Below are 17,545 nucleotides of genomic sequence, written 5' to 3'. Positions count from 1 at the left end.
TTTTTGTCAATTTATTATATTCAGAACAATTTTCTCCACTAGGGAAAAAGGAGAGTATATGCTCTTAAGCACACACCCTCCTTTTTCAAGGTCAGCTTCATTCCTCTACTGAATCGATACCCACTTGTAAGATAGTTCAGGGCCTACTTTATGTTTCAACAATCCTTTTACATACGGACGTTGCAATACTGCTCTTCCTCTTTGATAAACAGGAGCGATGGCTGCATCTTGATCCAAAAGGATTTTTTCCGCTTTTAGCATCGCTTCCCAACGTTTTTCCGGCTGCAGAGCATAAGTCGTTTTGGCTTCTTGGACAAGCTTGTCATATTCAGGATTAGAATAATGCATTTCATTGTTTCCGCCGTCGGTTACAAACATATCGATGAACGTCATCGGATCGGCATAGTCTGGTCCCCAGCCGGCAAGCGAGAAATCATAATTCATTTTGGCTTCAAGGTCAAGTTTTTGTTTGAACGGCTGTTGTTTAATATTAACCGTTAATCCTTTTAAGTTCTTTTCCAGCTGTTCTTTTAAATATTCGCCTGCTTTTCTGGACAAGTCATCGTCATAATTTAACAGTTCTAAAGTGATTTTGTCTTTGCCCAACGCTTTTTTCGCTTTTGCCCAATATTTTTTCGCTTCTTTTACGTTGTACGTATTAAAGTTTCCATTCTCATCTCGGAAATATTTTCCGTTTGGCCCCTTGACAAATTCTGCCGGAACAAAATAATCAGCAGGGATAGATCCGTTATTTAAAACGACTTTGGTAAATTGATTTTTATCAAAAGCCATGCTGATGGCCTTGCGGGCATCCACATTTTTCAATACAGGGTTTTGTTCATTGAAGCGCAGGAAGAAAACAGTTGCTTCTTTTTCATATTTCAAATCTTTGTCATTTTTATACTTATCAACAAATTCAGAATCGAGATTGACGCGGTCAGTGGCATTGCTTTCATACAAGTTCACTCCAGTTTGCGTATCTTTGATGACTTTCACATTAACTTCTTTCAGTTTTACAGAATCTTTATCCCAATAATTCGGATTTTTCTTCATTTGCCATTTGTCGTCATGCTTCCAAGAAGACAGAACAAATGGGCCGTTGTAAACAGTGGTATCAGCTTCTAAACCGTATTTCTTGCCTTGTTCTTTAACATATTTTTCGTCTTGAGGCAAGAATGTTCCAAACGTTAGAAGATTTTTAAAGTATGGTATTGGCGTCTCAAGCTGCACTTGAAGCGTTTTATCATCCAGTGCCTTTACTCCCAATTGTTCCGGCTTCATTTTTCCTTCATTGATCGCTTGTGCATTTTTGATGTCATACATTATGTATGCATATTGAGAGGCAGTCTTCGGATCCACTACTTTTCTCCATGCATATACGAAATCGCCGGCTGTTACCGGGTCTCCATTGGACCATTTCGCATCGCGAAGTTTAAATGTCCATGTTTTTCCATCTTTGCTGACTTGCGGTTCCCCTTCCGCTAATCCTTCTACAGGTTCATCGTTTTTCCCTAAACGATAAAGCCCTTCCATAACATTATTTAAAGCAGTAAAGGAAACAACATCAGTTGCTAACGCAGAATCCATCGTCGGTATTTCCTGCGTTTCAACCAGATTTAATACTTGATCTTTTTTGGCGTTGTCCCCGTTTTTGCCGCCATCGCCGGATTTACTGCCGCTGCATGCAGTCAACACCGTGCCGAGAGCAAGCAAGAGAACGAGAAAAAGAGAGAACTTCTTTTTCATAGGGAATTTGACCTCCTTTTATGATAGTATCTTCCTATTTTTTCGAAAGATTTGATAATTATTATAATCTATTTTAACTTTTTTGCAATAACTAATTTTTTTATATTTCGATATACCTATCTTATTAGAATATTAATTGAGCATTTTGCAAAATTAGATTTTTTGGATAAAAGTATAAAAAATAAAGCACTCGACAAATAGCTACCAGCTTGTTATTTTACAAAATATTACAATAATCTTGTTTTCGGGCATGCCTACAGAATTTTTCACATTGAATTTTTTTTAAGCGGCTTTCTTCCCTTTATTTTCCTTTGCCATCGCTAGCGCTGAAACAAGTAATACAATAGCGTTCAGGTAAATATGGGTCTTTACTTTTTCAATTCCCCATACATGTAGGGAGTTCGCCGTAAGGTAGCTTTTCATTCTTGAATTACAGCGTTCTACACTTGTCCTCTCGTTGTAAAGCTCTTTCCAACGTTTTGTATCACGGTGCGGATTGGAATATCGGCGCACATCCTTTTTGATGTCGACTTTTACCACCATTCCATAGTTGGAAGATGAACAGGCTGCCATTCCTAATGGGCAATCCACTTTGCCGGTTGCGTGAGGACATCTGAACTTGAGCTGGTCCTTATCAGCTCCCCAATAAGTCATTTCATAACCCATGGAACAACGCGGAGTTCCATTGGAAGAAATCCCTTCAGGAGGCTCTTTTTCGTTGCGCAAATTGAGCGGGATAATGGCTTGCGCTCCAATGTTTTTGGCTGATTCATAGTTTTTTAGTTGGTCATATCCGCCATCCATGATCAGAAATTCAATTTTGGATTTGGTACGCTCTGCCACTTGCTCTATTAATTCTGGTGCGACTTCTCCATCGTTCACATGGGCAGGGGTTACTTTTATGGCCATTGGCAGTTCGCTTGCGGTATCGACTGAAAGATGCATCTTATAGCCAAACCAGGTAATTTTATTGCCGAAGGAATCATATTTTGCGCCCCAATTGGCATTACCCGTTTGTTCACTACGCTTTTTGGGCTGTTTCTTTTCATAGGCATCAATGGCGGCACTGTCGATGGCCTGGTGGCTGCCGTCAATTATTCCTTCCTCCTGAGCTAACTGTACCAAGTCAAGGAAGATCTTTTCAGCCAGCTTTTTTTTGGTAAGTGCCGCAAAAACCCGGCTGAGAGTGGAGATAGACGGTGCGGGGCGATCAATCGATAAACCGCATTGATAACGGAAACGAAGGTCTTTATCCAATCGATGATGAAGGGCGGTAAAGGTGTCGATGCCTTCGAGTGGGGCAGCGATGAGAGCCCTTAGAATCCCTTCTCTGGAATGACCGTCAGCCCCTCGGGGTGAAGAACTTCTCAACTGTTTAGCATAAGGGCGTAAATCAAGCGAGCTAAAAAAGATAGGTAATTTCTCTTTTGACTCTAATTTTTGCAGTTCTTCAAAGGAAAATAGGCTTTCTTGTAGAATATACAAAGTGACTTCCTCCTTTTGAATTTTTGTGGTTTCGTCACTTCAAAAATTCTACATTTTAGGGGTGAAGTCCTTTTTTGTGTCTTTGAAATCCTTATGGCTCTTGGGTCAAAAAATATGCAAAATGCTCAATTAAATAATGATTAAACAGAATTCCTTCTTTAAATTAAAATGGTAACGCTTTAATATGTTTCCTTAGTTTAAACTTTTAAATTGATTTTCTATTCATGATATGGATGTATTTTTCTAAAATAATATGAGAATCATTTCATGAAAATAATGGATTTTAAAGTGGACCGATCATTGTCTGCCGTTTTCATCACAAGTATACTTAAAGGTAGAAACGGCGATTGCAACCTGCAAAAGATTGTTACGATATCATAGGGAGCGTTGTTCATGAAGACGGTTTTTATTTTATTCTTTGTTAACATATTGATTTCTGCCTTGTATTCTTTGATAGATCCGCAATCTTTTTTTACTAGCTTTGTCAACTCCACGTTTTTGATCGGTCTCTTTTTCTTGACGATCGGTCTCTTTCTTTTCGTTTATGGTGGAGGTTTTTTTGACGGAATCATGAATAGCTTTAAACAAATAAGAAAAATGTCCAAAGAAGGCCAGTATGTTTCACAATTTGACCCAGTCGATCAAACGGTAGTTTCACGTTTAGATGCTGGCAAAAGAAAAATTCGTTTCACGAATCCATTGATCATCACAGGCAGTTTTTTTGTGGTTTTAGATTTGATGATTGCCTTTCTCTTTTCCCCTTGAGCCGCTTGAATCCTTGTTAAAAATTCGTTATAATCAGGAACACACATAATTGAAGCGATGAGAAAGAAGAGTACAGCCGATAACCGGTTTTCCAGAGAGTTTGTGGTCGGTGGAAACAAACAATCGGACGGCTGGAATGGACTTTCGAGCTCCCTTTGCGAACGGCTTCAAGCTTAGTAGTGAAGAGGCGCATTCCGTTGCGTTAAAAGGATTCCATGTGAATGGAAACAAAGTGGCTCCATGCGAGCAACTTAGGGTGGCACCGCGGAACAACCATTCGTCCCTAATCTTTACGGACGAATGGTTTTTTTATGGATCAAAAAATTCATAATACATGATGGAGGGAAGAAATGATGAAAACAATTTTTTCAGGAATTCAGCCTAGCGGAACGATTACGCTGGGAAACTATATTGGGGCAATGAAGCAATTTGTTGAACTGCAAGACGAGTACAACTGTTATTTTTGCATAGTGGATGAGCATGCCATTACTGTTCCGCAAGATCGTCTTGAGCTTCGCAAAAACATCCGCAGTTTAGCGGCATTGTACTTGGCGGTCGGTCTTGATCCGGAAAAGGTGACTCTTTTCATTCAATCCGAAGTTCCTGCCCATACGGAAGCCGGTTGGATTCTTCAATGTATTTCTTATATCGGCGAATTGGAGCGTATGACACAATTTAAGGATAAATCAGCCGGCAAAGAAGCGGTTTCCGCCGGTCTTCTCACATACCCTCCACTAATGGCAGCCGACATTTTATTGTATAATACCGATTTAGTGCCTGTTGGAGAAGATCAAAAACAACATATTGAATTAACGCGAGACTTGGCGGAACGATTTAATAAAAAGTACAACGATATTTTTACCATACCGGAAATCCGCTTGCCGAAAGCCGGAGCGCGTGTCATGTCTCTCCAAGATCCTACGAAAAAAATGAGCAAATCCGATCCGAATTCAAAAGCGTTTATCACCTTGCTTGACGAACCAAAACTCATCGAGAAAAAAATCAAAAGTGCCGTTACCGATTCTGAAGGAGTTATCCGCTATGATCGGGAAGCTAAGCCCGGAGTTTCCAATCTGTTGTCGATTTATTCCGTTCTCGGAAATATTTCTATCAAAGAGTTGGAAGAAAAATACGCCGGTAAAGGGTATGGAGAATTTAAACAAGATTTGGCGGAATTAATCATCGAAGAGTTAAAACCGATTCAACAACGTTATGCTGAACTCATCGATTCTGAAGAACTGGATGAAATTCTCGACCGCGGGGCAGAAAAAGCGAACTATGTGGCCAATAAAATGCTGCAAAAAATGAAAAACGCCATGGGGCTCGGAAGAAAAAGAAGAAGATAAAAATCCGGCCGCGGGACTCATCCCGCGGCCGGTGATTTTTCATGAAAGATTCAAAAAAATAGCAGAAAGATGGCACTCATCTTCCGTCTGGAATAACCTTTTGCTCCTGCAAAGCCTCATCGTTTAATTCACTTTCGAAGAACCATTTTCCATTTCCCACAGTTTTTCAAAAAAGGCTTGTCCCCGAATAATATTTTCGCAAAGCTGCATATGTTTTTCGGTCCAGCCTACTTTCGTTTCTTCATAGAGAGCGTTCCATGCTTCATCGAAATTCATTTCTTGAATTTGCGCATATTTTTCCGGCGCCCATTCTGTATACCAATAGCGAATTTCCGCTGTATTTTTGGAAGACTGAAGTTGATCAAGAGCCATAAACAAAAGTTGTTTCAGCTGTCTTTCTTTCCTGGTCAGTCCGAACATTTGATCCGGAAGAGGAGAAAGAATATGATGTTCTTTCTCTTTATGAGCTAATTCCCATTCGAAGTTTGCTTCTTCTTCATTTTCAATCATTTCGTATACTAATTGTTCCTGACGGGGAATCAAACGGCTTTTTCGAATCGGGATGGTGTAGCCCATAGTATCGACAGCCAAAATACCGGCTCCGTCTGTTACAACGAATGCATAATCCAACTGGATGCGTTCATGGTTTTTTCTTAAATAGGCTTTTTGATAGACTTCATTTAATAAGTCTTTCGGCAAATCAGACATATCATTTTCAATAAAGTGGTATAATAGCTTATTTACTTTCAAAAGAGGCACCTGGTCTAATAATTCAATAGCGTCCTCTTTCCTCCATTCATGAAACGGACAGACATTATATCCGTTTTCCTCACCTTCAAACCAATTTACCCAGACATCATGCAAGTACAACATGTAGAGCCCCCCTTACATCTTCTTCATTTGTCACACAGTATGGGCAAAAGAAAGTTAAATTATTCCTGTAGGGGGATGTTTTTGAATGTGTTCTTATTTTTTCTTCTTTGGCTGTGGATAGTAAATGGAAAGACTGATGATGATCAATCCGAGTACAAACAAATAACAATTCCCTTTTTTCGCAAGAAATTTCACGTATTCAACAAACGTCAGCCCTGCAGCCATTAAATTCACATACAAGATTATGCTGACCCCGCCGGCCACCGATAATCCGAATCCGAAAAGCCAAAAAAAGATTCTCCCCACCTTTTTCCATCCTCGCCGCCATTTTCTCTCTGTTGGCTTGTCCAACGTTTTTGATTCATGTATATTCCTGAAATCCCGTTATTATGCGAAAGCGATATTTCCTCGACATGCTTTCTTTTTTCAAAATCAAATTTTCACATTCATAAATGTGATCAACGAATTTCCGTTGCGTTAAAACCGTTTAGACATTTTTCAACCTTACTGAAAACAAAAAATCCCCCTTTATATGGGGAGATGGAAACAGGTGATCATTGATTCCATTCTTTCAAAAAAGTTTCGGCAGGCAGAGCAAGCATTTCCTTTGTCCCTTTCTTCCATTTTTTTGCACATTCCTCAACAATGGCAAATCCCGTCGCATACCCAAGCATAGACGGCAGCATGCCTTTCCCATATAAAATTCGATCATGAACAGGATTTTGTTTGGACAGCATGAGGTGATCTTGTACATAAGAACGCCACCATTTTTTTATATCAGCCGACGTATATTGTTTGCACCAAGAGGGATTCCATTTTTCTCCTACATATTCCTTCACGGCAAACTCCGCCAGTCCTTCAAACAAAATGGAATCTAAAAGTCGATACTCTTCCTCTCTTTTTTCCAATTTTTCCATCCGAGCACAATGATGATATTCATGAACAAACACGGCTTCCCATTGTTCTTTGTCAATGTCGGGAGATAAAAACAAAAACATCTTGTCGCCTAGAGCCAGACCCGATTTGTTCGGTCTGTCTCCAAAAAGGGAAAAATTAGATTGAACAGGAAACAAATAAATGCCGATATCGGGACCATTCCAAAGCTGTTTATATTTTAAAAAAAGACGTTCCATTTCCTTCCAAGCTTTTTTCTGTACAAGACCCTCAAAAGTGGATCTTGTTCGTTTGGAAGGCGCAAACATGCCGTGCTTTTGTAAATAGCGATAAAACGAAATCGCTTCCCGTTCTGAGATTTCGTCGATCTTGCTCATCCATTCGAGTGGTTCGTCCCAATGATTCATTAGCCATTCTTTCGTATTGTATACACCCATGAAAGGCATCCTCCCTTTTTATGTATTTATATTTATGTTCAAAACCATTCAAAAGACACAAAAAAGCAAGGCCACTAAGCCCTTGCTTTCCAAAATGATTCAGGGAGGATCGCTCTCTTATCTATGTTTTTCTTCACAAGGTTAGCGAAAACGAAATCGTCTCATTTTGGTTTCAGTCATTGGCTAAATCGAGTAGGAGGGAGCGATTAACTCCCGTCCTCTCACACCACCGTACGTACGGTTCCGTATACGGCGGTTCAATTAAGATCATTGACGCAAGTCTTTATAACTTCCGTGAATAGCTGTTCTCTTTATGCCAGTGGTCACTCCACCCTCCAAGAGGTCTCCCACGGGATTCACCGCTTCCTCCCTCAAGTGAGGTACTACGTTTTCTGTGTTCATCATGACTCACTGAATACCAAGGGCTATTCTCTCTTAATTGTTCGGTCCTTCTTAGTTGTTCTAGACCAACTAATACTATGACCTCTGCTGACTTCTGACGGTTCAGCTACTTATCACTAAGTAGGTTATGAAGAGTACTTCACATATCCGCCAGACCTCCCCGGGTAAGTACATGCACTTTCACACCATCTATCCGCCTCATTTACTCGATATGACCTTCGACAGAAAGAGCTTTGTTTTGTTATGCAAACTCACTCAATCATACCTAGCCTTATATGAGGTTCGTGTTCCTCGGACCGGTGTTTTGCCTCCAGCTTCCTTCAGATTCCGCGTCACCACGGACACCCTTGCTCTTGGCTAACCTCTACTTCTGTCTTCGGGGTTCGGGACTTACACCCTATAGTTCATGTACATGCCGGGCGCACATTAAAAAAGGACAGAACGGAAAAACACGTTCTGTCCTTTTTGAGGGTTTCCATCATCTAATCCTACACATTCAAAATGAATCGTTTAAGACATAAACCCATTACTGTTCATATTTTTTAAAAACAATCGTGGCATTATGTCCGCCAAATCCGAATGAATTACTGATGGCTGCGCGAACCGTTTGTTTTCTTGCTTCATGTGGAACGTAGTCGAGATCGCAATCCGGATCTTTTGTTTCCAAATTGATAGTCGGCGGCATGATATCATTTTTTATTGAAAGGACGGTGATGATAGCTTCCACGCCCCCGGCCGCACCAAGCAAATGCCCTGTCATAGACTTAGTGGAGCTAACAGCTAGACGGTATGCATGCTCACCAAAAACCGTTTTAATGGCCGCCGTTTCAAATTTATCATTGTACGGCGTGCTTGTTCCATGGGCATTAATGTAATCAATATCTTCCGGTTTTAAACCGGCATCCTGGAGCGCCTTTTTCATAGCCCGCGCTCCTCCTTCTCCTCCCGGGGCAGGAGCTGTAATATGATAAGCGTCGCCTGTCATGCCATAACCAACGATTTCAGCATAAATTCGCGCTCCTCTTTTTAATGCATGTTCCAGTTCCTCCAAAACAATAATTCCTGCACCTTCCCCTATGACAAAACCATCGCGATTTGCATCAAAGGGGCGGCTGGCCGTTTTTGGATCCGGATTTGTAGAAAGAGCAGTATTGGCGCTGAAACCAGCAATACTCATACGAGTGATAGGAGCTTCTGTACCGCCCGTCACCATCACATCGGCATCTCCGCGCTGAATCGCTTTAAAAGCGTCACCGATAGAGTTTGTGCCGGTTGCACAAGCTGTCACCGTACAGGAATTAATTCCTTTGGCACCAAGTAGAATAGAAACTTGGCCGGCTGCCATATCAGGAATCATCATCGGAACAAAGAACGGGCTGACTCGGCGGTAACCTCTTTTTTGGAATGTTTCAAACTGCTGTTCAAATGTTTCCATGCCGCCGATGCCGGAGCCGATCCACACTCCCACTCGCTCTGCATTTGATTCATCAATGACTAGATCAGCATCTTTTACAGCTTGAATGGCAGCAGCTACGGCATACTGAGTAAAGCGGTCCATTTTTCTTGCTTCTTTTCGTTCTAAATAGTCTTCCGGATTAAAATCGTTTATTTCAGCTGCTACTTTAGCAGGAAATTCATCAGGATTCACTCTTGTCAGAGGCTTAATCCCGCTTACTCCGTTTATGATATTTTCCCAAGAAGTTTCAACATTTAATCCAACAGGTGTAACCGCACCAAGCCCGGTTACAACAACACGTCTTTTCTCCATTACCCCATCTCCTTTACGAGTTCAAGAAGATTTATTTTTACCGTCCCCATCTTAGAAGAACAGCTCCCCATGTCAGACCACCGCCAAATCCTACCATCACGATAACCTGATCATCTTTTATTTTACCAGCTTCCAGTTCTTCCACAAGCGAAATTGGAATAGAGGCAGCAGAAGTATTTCCGTATTTATGAACGGTTTTCGACATTTTTTCAACAGGAAGCTCCAAGCGTTGGCGAGCAGATTCCATAATCCGGATATTGGCTTGATGAGGAATTAGAAAATCGACATCTTCTTTAGAAAGTCCCGCTTTTTCTATCACACGAATACAGGATTCTCCCATTTGTCGAACCGCAAACTTGAACACTTCCCGACCGTTCATATGAATATATCGGTCTTGGTACAAATATTTCCCGCCGGATCCATCCGCACCGAGATCAAAAGCGAGAATTCCTCTTCCTTCAGAAACAGGTCCTACTACGGCTGCCCCAGCTCCATCGCCAAATAGTACAGCTGTATTCCGATCGCTCCAGTCCGTGATTTTCGAAAGTTTTTCAACCCCCACCACTAACACGTAACGGTAAGTACCTGAAACGATAAATTGTTGGGCGGTTGCCAGCCCGTACATAAAACCAGCACAAGCAGCACTAATATCCATCGCCGCCGCATTGGTTGCCCCCAATCGATCTTGGAGCATGCATGCGACCGTAGGGAAAGGCTGATCCGGGGTGACAGTAGCCACTAAAATTAAGTCTATTTCTTTTGGAGAAATTCCAGCATGTTCAATGGCGTTTTTCGCAGCTTCAAACGCCATATCGGATGTATCCATATCGTCTCCGGCAATTCTCCGTTCTTCAATTCCCGTTCTCGTACGGATCCATTCATCAGACGTATCCATGATTTTTTCTAAATCTGTATTTTTTACAACCTTTTCTGGTACGTAGCGACCAACTCCAATAATTCCTGCGTTCAACACGCTTCCCTTCCTTCTTAAAACTTTGTTCAACGAGCGCTCATTGCGAAAAATACGCAATAAGCGTCAATTGACTTATAGAAAGTGGTATAAGCACATATTATTACCTGGTACTAATCTTAACAAAAATACTTTTGTCTTGCAAACTTTTTTCCTCAACCCACTATATCTATAGGACTCTATCCATTCCATTTTGATTGAGACACATAAACTAAAAGGTAGAAGGAAAGGGGGTAGCTGACTTATGAGCACGGAAGAGGAAGAGAAGCAAAAAACCAATATACACCCTTTTGACAAACTGATGTTTGGCCGACATGAACGCAATGGCGAAAAAAAATCGGAGAACAAAAAAGATGAGACGGATCTGGAAAACGTTGAATTTATGGAATTGATGAATCAAATAGATATATTGATGTCCTCTTTTGGGCATTTTAAACCGCTTTTGAATAAAGTCACGCCGTTATTGGAAAAATGGATCAAAAAATAAAAAAACTTTTCATTCGTCCAACAGGAAGATGAAATGGATGGACTTTCAATACTTGCGGCAAAAAAGCGGTCTATGATTTAGGGGAGAACCCTATTATCATAGGATTCCCCCCTTTTCCATTCCTATTCTTTTAAGGCTTCTTTTTTCCCTAGTTCATATGCTTCGTTCATCACTTTCAAAAACAGATCCATAAAAGGCTGAATCAACTCCATGGAAAGTTTGATTCCCGCTTCCTTTAATTTTTCTTGCGCCTCAGGTAAGTATTTCATGGCCATTTGCACGAATTCCATATTTTTTTGTTCATTCATTTAAATGCCTCCCTTATCACTTTTGCTTGGCAGCTTTCCTGTTTTGGTATAAATGGCGATATCGCGATTCAACCGGTCTCGGAATGGTTTATCAACCACGGGACTCCATTTACCCATCGTAATGACACCGTCTTGAAAATCAAAATACAAATTTCCAGGAGGAAGCTTTCCTTCTGCAAAACGCGCGGCGGCTACTTCATAAAGTTTATCAACATGCTGTACAGTACTTGTAAGCACCGTATACTTTCCTAAATCCGATTGGTCAGACACATAGCCAATGGCATATAATCCTTTTTCTTTCAATTTTTGAATAACCGGGACACTGTAGCGGTCGCCGGCCGAATACACGACATCCGCCCCTTTGTCAATCAGCCCATCCAGCAAATGAAGCGCCTGATCTGTATCATCCCAATTTCCGACATATTGTTTAAACACTTGAACGTCAGGATTTTCATATTTGGCGCCATCCACAAACCCTTTGATCTCCGGCTGCCATTTATAGGTAGCAAGAACAGCGATCTTTTTTGTTTTCGTTTCATGGGCGGCCGTCATTCCTCCAAAAAATCCCATAGCATAACCTTCAAACTTGAGGCTTGTCGTATTTTTGCACTTGGCATTCCCATTAAAACTGACAAAATGGATATTTGGAAATTTAGAGGCTATTTGATTAAAGTCTTCTGCATATTCACTCCCATGTCCAAAAATTAAATTAACCCCTTTATGCGAAAATTCCTCTACTGCTTTTTCCGTCAGCACTTTAGAGTTCATCCATTCTTTGTAATAAACATCCACACCGAAACGGTTTTGAATACGAAGCATACCACTGTATCCCTTTGTACCCCATACTTGATCATTTATGGTTTCCGGTACCAGTATTCCAACTTTTTGAAGATGTCCTTTATCATCTTCTTTCTTGCAAGAAGATAGCAAAGCAAATAAGATCATCACTATAATTACAACTGCGACTTTTTTTGCCATTCCGAGAACTCCCTCTTTCCAAACCCTCACTTCAGGTAAAAGCTGTTAAAGCACAAAATATGCGTTGATGCTCTAACATGTTAAAGGGAGTACGTGTATAAAAAGAGAAAAATCCATAAAGCACGCCCCCTCCAACTCTTTTAAATGAAAAATGAGATTTACGAATCTTTCCCATTTCTTCACTAGGAAAAAGTACCCGATTTGAACCCGTCTTTATTCTACACTTCTTCTAAAACTTAAAAAAGGGGAAATCACAAATCTCTCGTTTTTTTATATGAATAATTTGCTTTTGTACTGCTTCGTCTATAGGTAATTTGTTTTCAACCTGCAAGGTTTCAAAAGGATAGGCATTTCGTGATTGATCTTTACAGCGTTTTTTTAAAGCGTTTATTTGTTCTTCGTCATGGATCACACGGCTCATAACCGCTTCCCAGCTCGACGGATTGGCATTTACCAGGATAAAAGTATTAGACTTTTCTTTTTGCCTGTTGATGACGTCGACGGCATCCTCTACGTATAAAGCATCCTCAAGATCCTCATCAATGCAAGCTTGTTCCCATTGAAAAGCAGGATTGGTCATCGCTTCCGCCAATAAAAAAGAACTGGGCTGGCGAGGGCCGAAAACGGTCGGTAAATAAAAAACAGTTACGGGCGCTTTTTCTTTTTCAGCTTGTTTTCGGAGTTCCTCAGCCTCCACGTATAAATCATGTTTTTCTTTTCTTTTCAACCAAATAGATGGATACAGAAAGATAAAATGATGTTTTTTCCAATCCAAACTTTTTTCAACAACGGGCTTGATCGCCTTCCAAGCGTTTTCTTTTCGGTGGTAATAACCATCATAAAAAGAAAAAACGAGATAAGATGGGGATGGTATGTGCTCAGGTCTTTGAATATGATGAAATTTTTGATATTGAAAATTAGCATTTCTCCCTATCTCCAACAAACGATCCTCATCCAGCTCATCTTCATCGCAGCCAAGGACCGTCATTCCTTCCTCTAAAAAGACTCGGCACAATTCAAATCCAATAAACGAATTACCGGAAAACACAACTGCATCATTCATAGGTATCCCCCCTTATTCCCCATATGGCTATTTTATGCTTCCCAATCTTAGCTGTTATAGGATCTTTAGTAAAAAATGAACTTAAGCGAGGAAACTCTTTCATTTAAGCTTCTTTTGGTAGAGCATATGCGACCTTTTTTGTGAGGATCCTTCTTTTTTTATGAACCGTTCGTTTCCGGTTTATAATTCTTTTTCATGCTCGCGAAAATATCGCAAACATTTTCGAATAATAAGCGGCCGCTTCTCCGGCAAAAAGAATTCGAGTTTTACCGGCAAATGGTTCCTCATCCGTTCTTTACAAACAGATTGGACGATTTCCAATTGTCCTTTATACGATGGGTGTCCAATGATTTCTATAAAATAAAGGGGATTTTTCGTTTTGATCAGCGGGATGACTGTATCCTTTTGGATCACTTTTTCCCATTCCTTTTCTTTGACCTGATAAGCCACAGAAATTTCCTTCCTGAACTTTTTCAAGAAGAACTTCTGTTTTCTTTCTTGCTCATTATGCAATCGTAGGGAAATGCACGGAGTGATGACGACTGCACAGCGCAAATTGGACTGAATACCCGTTAACATGTTTTTTAGTAAAAGCGCTCCGGTTCCCTCAGCTAGAATATGAATACGCTGATTGATAATCTCCTGTCTTTTTATATAGTGGTATAAGTTCAATGCAGATTCCACAGCCTTTTCGCTGGAATAAAATACCAGATAGCCGGATTTCGTCAACTGGTCAATCCAATCCCTCCTAGTTTCGTTTTCCATCCAAAAACTCCCTTTTTCTGTGACATAATGGTTTTGATCTCCTAGAATCATAACGGCAAAACCGTTCGGCTTTACTGGATAATGAACAATGCACCACTCTCTATCATGCTGAAATATCTTTTGCTGCATGATCAACTTCTCCTTTTGCATAGTGAGTCTTAATATTGTATGAAGTCAACAGATTTTTCGATAAGGAATCAGCCTATTCAAAACGGAGGAGTTTCAAATGTGTAAGAAAGATTTCATCATCGAACGGAAGTGTGGTAAGATAGAGGTATAATAGGTACATACTGATTTATAAAACGAGGTGAATAACCGATGCGTTTCATTATGACACTGGTATGGGCATTTCTTTTGTCTTTAATGCTCGTATATGTTGTGGGAGCCATGGCCGGAGCAGCGTTTAATTTCAGTCTCAGCCTTCTTTTAACGTTTGTCTTTGCGATTCTGATCTTTTTGTTAAGCTCGCTGATTCCGGACGAACCGGTTGAAAAACATTGAGTCCAAAAGGGGCGGCCGATGAGGTCGCCCCTTTTGGCTTGTGGCATCCTTCATCAATGTCCAAAATGGATACTTCAGCCATGAAGGTGTGAGCGAACAGATCTCCCCGTCTATTTAGGAAGAACGGACAATGAGCTCTCCGTTTTCTTCATCAATCACCGCTTCTTTATTTGGCAAAATGTCGCCAGCAATAATCGCCCTTGCCAGCTTAGTCTCTACTTGATGTTGAATGAACCGTTTCAATGGCCGGGCTCCATATACCGGATCGAATCCCTCTTTCGCAATGAGCTTCTTAGCGTTTTCCGTGACTCTAAGATCCAATTCCTGATCTTTCAGTCTTTGTTTTAGTTCACTGAGCAATTTTTCCACAATGGCTTCTACGTTCTCCATCGTCAACGGTTTAAACAAAATAATATCATCCACACGGTTTAAAAATTCCGGGCGAAAGTGATGCTTTAATTCGTTCAATACTTTTTCTTTTGTCTCCGGTTGAATGTCTCCTTCTTCTTTTCGATCTAACAAGTAGGAAGAGCCTAAGTTGGAAGTCATAATGACAACCGTATTTTTGCAATCAACCGTTCTTCCTTGTGAATCCGTGATTCGACCGTCATCTAGCATTTGCAGCAAAATATTAAATACTTCCGGGTGCGCTTTTTCTATTTCATCCAATAAAACAACCGAATAAGGTTTACGGCGAATGGCTTCCGTAAGTTGGCCCCCTTCTTCATAGCCGACATATCCAGGAGGAGCACCGATTAAACGCGAAACAGAAAATTTTTCCATATACTCGGACATATCGATCCGAATCATTTGCTCTTCGCTATCGAATAATGCCTCTGCGAGTGTCTTTGCCAGCTCTGTTTTTCCGACGCCTGTCGGACCAAGAAATAAAAACGATCCGATCGGACGATTTGGGTCTTTGATTCCCGCTCTTGCCCTCAGTACAGCATCACTCACCAGCTTCACTGCTTCTTCTTGGCCGATTACTCTGTTTTGGAGAATTTGTTCTAATCGCAGTAATTTCTCTCTTTCTCCTTCCACAAGCTTGGTAACGGGTATGCCTGTCCAACGGGAAACGATCCCCGCAATTTCTTCTTCTGTCACCTCTTCCCGAAGAAGCCGATTCTCGTCCTGTTTCGTTGCGGCTTCGTTTTCCAGTTCCTTCAGTTCTTTTTCTACTTGGGGAATTCTTCCATGGCGCAATTCAGCTGCTTTATTTAAGTCATATTGGTTCTCCGCCAATTCCAGCTCCCTGCGAAGTCTTTCCAACAGTTCGCGTTTTTCCTGAACTTTTTGAATAGCCTCTTTCTCTTTCTGCCATCTTGCCCGCATTTCATTCGCTGTTTCTCTTAAATCCGCCAATTCTTTTCTCAATATCTCAAGGCGTGCTTTGCTGGCATCATCCGTCTCCTTCATTAAGGCAGCTTCTTCAATTTCAAGCTGCATCACTCTTCTCGTCACTTCGTCCAATTCTGTCGGCATCGAATCGATTTCCGTCCTGATCAAAGCGCACGCTTCATCAACCAAGTCAATCGCCTTATCAGGAAGAAACCGATCGGAAATATAACGGTTAGAAAGCGTTGCGGCGGCTACAAGAGCCCTATCATGGATATTAACGCCGTGGTGAATTTCAAACCGTTCCTTTAAGCCCCGTAATATCGAAATCGTATCTTCCACTGTCGGTTCTTGAACGAGAACTTGCTGGAAACGACGTTCAAGCGCCGGATCTTTTTCAATATATTGACGGTATTCATCCAATGTTGTGGCCCCAATACAATGGAGTTCGCCTCTCGCCAGCATCGGTTTCAACATATTCCCTGCATCCATGGCTCCCTCTGTTTTTCCGGCGCCCACAATCGTATGCAGTTCATCAATAAACAACAATATTTTCCCTTCGCTTTTCTTAACCGCATTTAAAACCGCTTTTAACCTTTCTTCAAACTCGCCCCGAAATTTGGCTCCAGCGATCAGCGCGCTCATATCCAAAGCAAAAATGGTTTTATCTTTCAATCCTTCAGGGACATCTTTGCGGACAATCCTTTGGGCAAGGCCTTCCACAATCGCGGTCTTCCCAACACCCGGTTCACCGATTAAAACCGGATTATTCTTCGTTTTCCGAGACAGAATCCGGATCACATGGCGAATTTCGCTGTCCCTGCCAATGACAGGATCCATTTTTCCTTGTCTCGCTTCCTCGACAAGATCCCGTCCGTATTTTTTCAATGCTTCATAGACGGCTTCCGGATTTTGGGTTGCCACTTTTTCATTCCCCCTTATCTCTTTAATAACAGCAGCCAACTGCGACTTTGACACTTGATGTTTATGTAAAAACTGTTTCCAGTCGTGATCCGGTAAATCCATGCTTGCCAAAACCACATGTTCTACCGAAAGATAATCATCCTTCCATTGCTCCCGCACCTTGTCTGCTTTTTGAAAAAGCATCTGCAGATGATTAGAAAGATAGGCGCCGTACTGGACGCCTTCTCCGCTGACTTTGGGGCATTCGTCCAACCGCTTTTGAAAATAATGGATAATTTCTTCTTTAGACAACCCGACCCGCTCAAAAATATGGGCCATTAAACTATCGCTTTTGTTCAATAACGCATAAAACAGATGAGGTAAGTCCATTTCTGTATTTTGTTGTTGCTCTGCCAATTTTTGAGCTTCCGCCATTCCTTCCTGAAGCGCATACGTCATCCGCTGGATATCCATATGGGTCCCTCCATCCGTTTTTCATTCCTTTTTCCAACATTCATT

At 41.2% G+C, this 17,545-nt stretch carries 16 protein-coding genes and 1 other annotated feature; of the genes, 4 read left to right on the top strand and 12 right to left on the bottom strand.

Going from position 1 to position 17,545, the window contains the following annotated elements:
* Positions 1-105 precede the first annotated feature (105 nt).
* Both N1I87_RS04655 and N1I87_RS04650 read right to left on the bottom strand, forming a co-directional pair.
* A complete protein-coding gene (locus N1I87_RS04655) occupies positions 106-1,746 on the bottom strand; it encodes a peptide ABC transporter substrate-binding protein (protein WP_341100823.1) in 1,641 nt (546 codons plus the stop codon).
* Positions 1,747-2,028: 282 nt separating this feature from the next.
* Positions 2,029-3,231, bottom strand: coding sequence for a transposase (locus N1I87_RS04650; RefSeq protein ID WP_063210481.1), 1,203 nt, complete (start codon positions 3,229-3,231; stop codon positions 2,029-2,031).
* Positions 3,232-3,624: 393 nt separating this feature from the next.
* On the opposite strand from N1I87_RS04650, the gene N1I87_RS04645 reads away from it, so the two are divergent.
* Both N1I87_RS04645 and trpS read left to right on the top strand, forming a co-directional pair.
* Positions 3,625-3,996: a DUF3899 domain-containing protein gene (locus N1I87_RS04645; protein WP_048622877.1), complete on the top strand. Its 372-nt coding sequence runs from the start codon at positions 3,625-3,627 to the stop codon at positions 3,994-3,996.
* A 48-nt stretch (positions 3,997-4,044) separates the two neighbouring features.
* Positions 4,045-4,284: a binding site (T-box leader), on the top strand.
* 62 nt (positions 4,285-4,346) lie between these two features.
* Complete coding sequence (trpS, locus tag N1I87_RS04640) at positions 4,347-5,342, top strand: tryptophan--tRNA ligase (RefSeq protein ID WP_156179217.1); 996 nt, start codon at positions 4,347-4,349, stop codon at positions 5,340-5,342.
* Positions 5,343-5,465: 123 nt separating this feature from the next.
* Here the strand turns inward: trpS and N1I87_RS04635 are convergent, their stop codons facing one another.
* The 5 genes from N1I87_RS04635 to N1I87_RS04615 all read right to left on the bottom strand — a co-directional run bounded on the left by N1I87_RS04635 (position 5,466) and on the right by N1I87_RS04615 (position 10,686).
* Positions 5,466-6,215, bottom strand: a complete 750-nt coding sequence (locus N1I87_RS04635) for a YjbA family protein (protein ID WP_048622875.1) — start codon at positions 6,213-6,215, stop codon at positions 5,466-5,468.
* Positions 6,216-6,308: 93 nt separating this feature from the next.
* Positions 6,309-6,521: a hypothetical protein gene (locus N1I87_RS04630; RefSeq protein WP_003353688.1), complete on the bottom strand. Its 213-nt coding sequence runs from the start codon at positions 6,519-6,521 to the stop codon at positions 6,309-6,311.
* A gap of 248 nt (positions 6,522-6,769) precedes the next feature.
* Positions 6,770-7,546 (bottom strand): DUF2268 domain-containing protein, encoded by a 777-nt coding sequence (locus N1I87_RS04625; RefSeq protein WP_327804921.1) that lies wholly within the window; start codon positions 7,544-7,546, stop codon positions 6,770-6,772.
* A gap of 928 nt (positions 7,547-8,474) precedes the next feature.
* The gene (gene fabF, locus N1I87_RS04620) at positions 8,475-9,716 is read right to left on the bottom strand and encodes a beta-ketoacyl-ACP synthase II (RefSeq protein ID WP_003353693.1); all 1,242 of its coding nucleotides are present in this window, start codon (positions 9,714-9,716) and stop codon (positions 8,475-8,477) included.
* Between the two features lie 37 nt (positions 9,717-9,753).
* Positions 9,754-10,686: a beta-ketoacyl-ACP synthase III gene (locus tag N1I87_RS04615; protein ID WP_040341178.1), complete on the bottom strand. Its 933-nt coding sequence runs from the start codon at positions 10,684-10,686 to the stop codon at positions 9,754-9,756.
* A 244-nt stretch (positions 10,687-10,930) separates the two neighbouring features.
* Between N1I87_RS04615 and N1I87_RS04610 the strand changes: the two genes are divergently transcribed.
* Positions 10,931-11,173 (top strand): hypothetical protein, encoded by a 243-nt coding sequence (locus N1I87_RS04610; protein ID WP_003353695.1) that lies wholly within the window; start codon positions 10,931-10,933, stop codon positions 11,171-11,173.
* Between the two features lie 122 nt (positions 11,174-11,295).
* On the opposite strand, the gene N1I87_RS04605 is transcribed toward N1I87_RS04610, so the two are convergent.
* From N1I87_RS04605 to N1I87_RS04590, 4 genes are all read right to left on the bottom strand, one after another.
* Entirely contained in the window at positions 11,296-11,481 is a 186-nt protein-coding gene (locus N1I87_RS04605) for a ComZ family protein (RefSeq protein ID WP_003353696.1), read from the bottom strand.
* Complete coding sequence (locus tag N1I87_RS04600; RefSeq protein ID WP_341100821.1) at positions 11,482-12,459, bottom strand: BMP family ABC transporter substrate-binding protein; 978 nt, start codon at positions 12,457-12,459, stop codon at positions 11,482-11,484.
* Between the two features lie 229 nt (positions 12,460-12,688).
* On the bottom strand, positions 12,689-13,522 hold the full coding sequence (locus tag N1I87_RS04595; RefSeq protein WP_340395804.1) for a hypothetical protein: 834 nt from the start codon (positions 13,520-13,522) through the stop codon (positions 12,689-12,691).
* A 180-nt stretch (positions 13,523-13,702) separates the two neighbouring features.
* Positions 13,703-14,416 (bottom strand): hypothetical protein, encoded by a 714-nt coding sequence (locus tag N1I87_RS04590; RefSeq protein ID WP_341100819.1) that lies wholly within the window; start codon positions 14,414-14,416, stop codon positions 13,703-13,705.
* 189 nt (positions 14,417-14,605) lie between these two features.
* Here N1I87_RS04590 and N1I87_RS04585 point away from each other — a divergent pair, with 189 nt between their 5' ends.
* Positions 14,606-14,788, top strand: coding sequence for a YjzD family protein (locus N1I87_RS04585; RefSeq protein WP_003353700.1), 183 nt, complete (start codon positions 14,606-14,608; stop codon positions 14,786-14,788).
* A gap of 114 nt (positions 14,789-14,902) precedes the next feature.
* Here N1I87_RS04585 and clpB read toward each other — a convergent pair whose 3' ends face one another.
* On the bottom strand, positions 14,903-17,500 hold the full coding sequence (gene clpB / locus N1I87_RS04580; protein ID WP_003353702.1) for an ATP-dependent chaperone ClpB: 2,598 nt from the start codon (positions 17,498-17,500) through the stop codon (positions 14,903-14,905).
* Between the last annotated feature and the right edge of the window lie 45 nt (positions 17,501-17,545).

The sequence above is a fragment of the Bacillus sp. FSL W8-0102 genome, from assembly GCF_038007225.1.
In the GTDB taxonomy this organism is placed as follows: domain Bacteria; phylum Bacillota; class Bacilli; order Bacillales; family DSM-4216; genus Bacillus_O; species Bacillus_O smithii.
The sequence above is the reverse complement of the archived record's forward strand: the minus strand, read 5'-3'. Positions and strand labels throughout refer to the sequence as shown.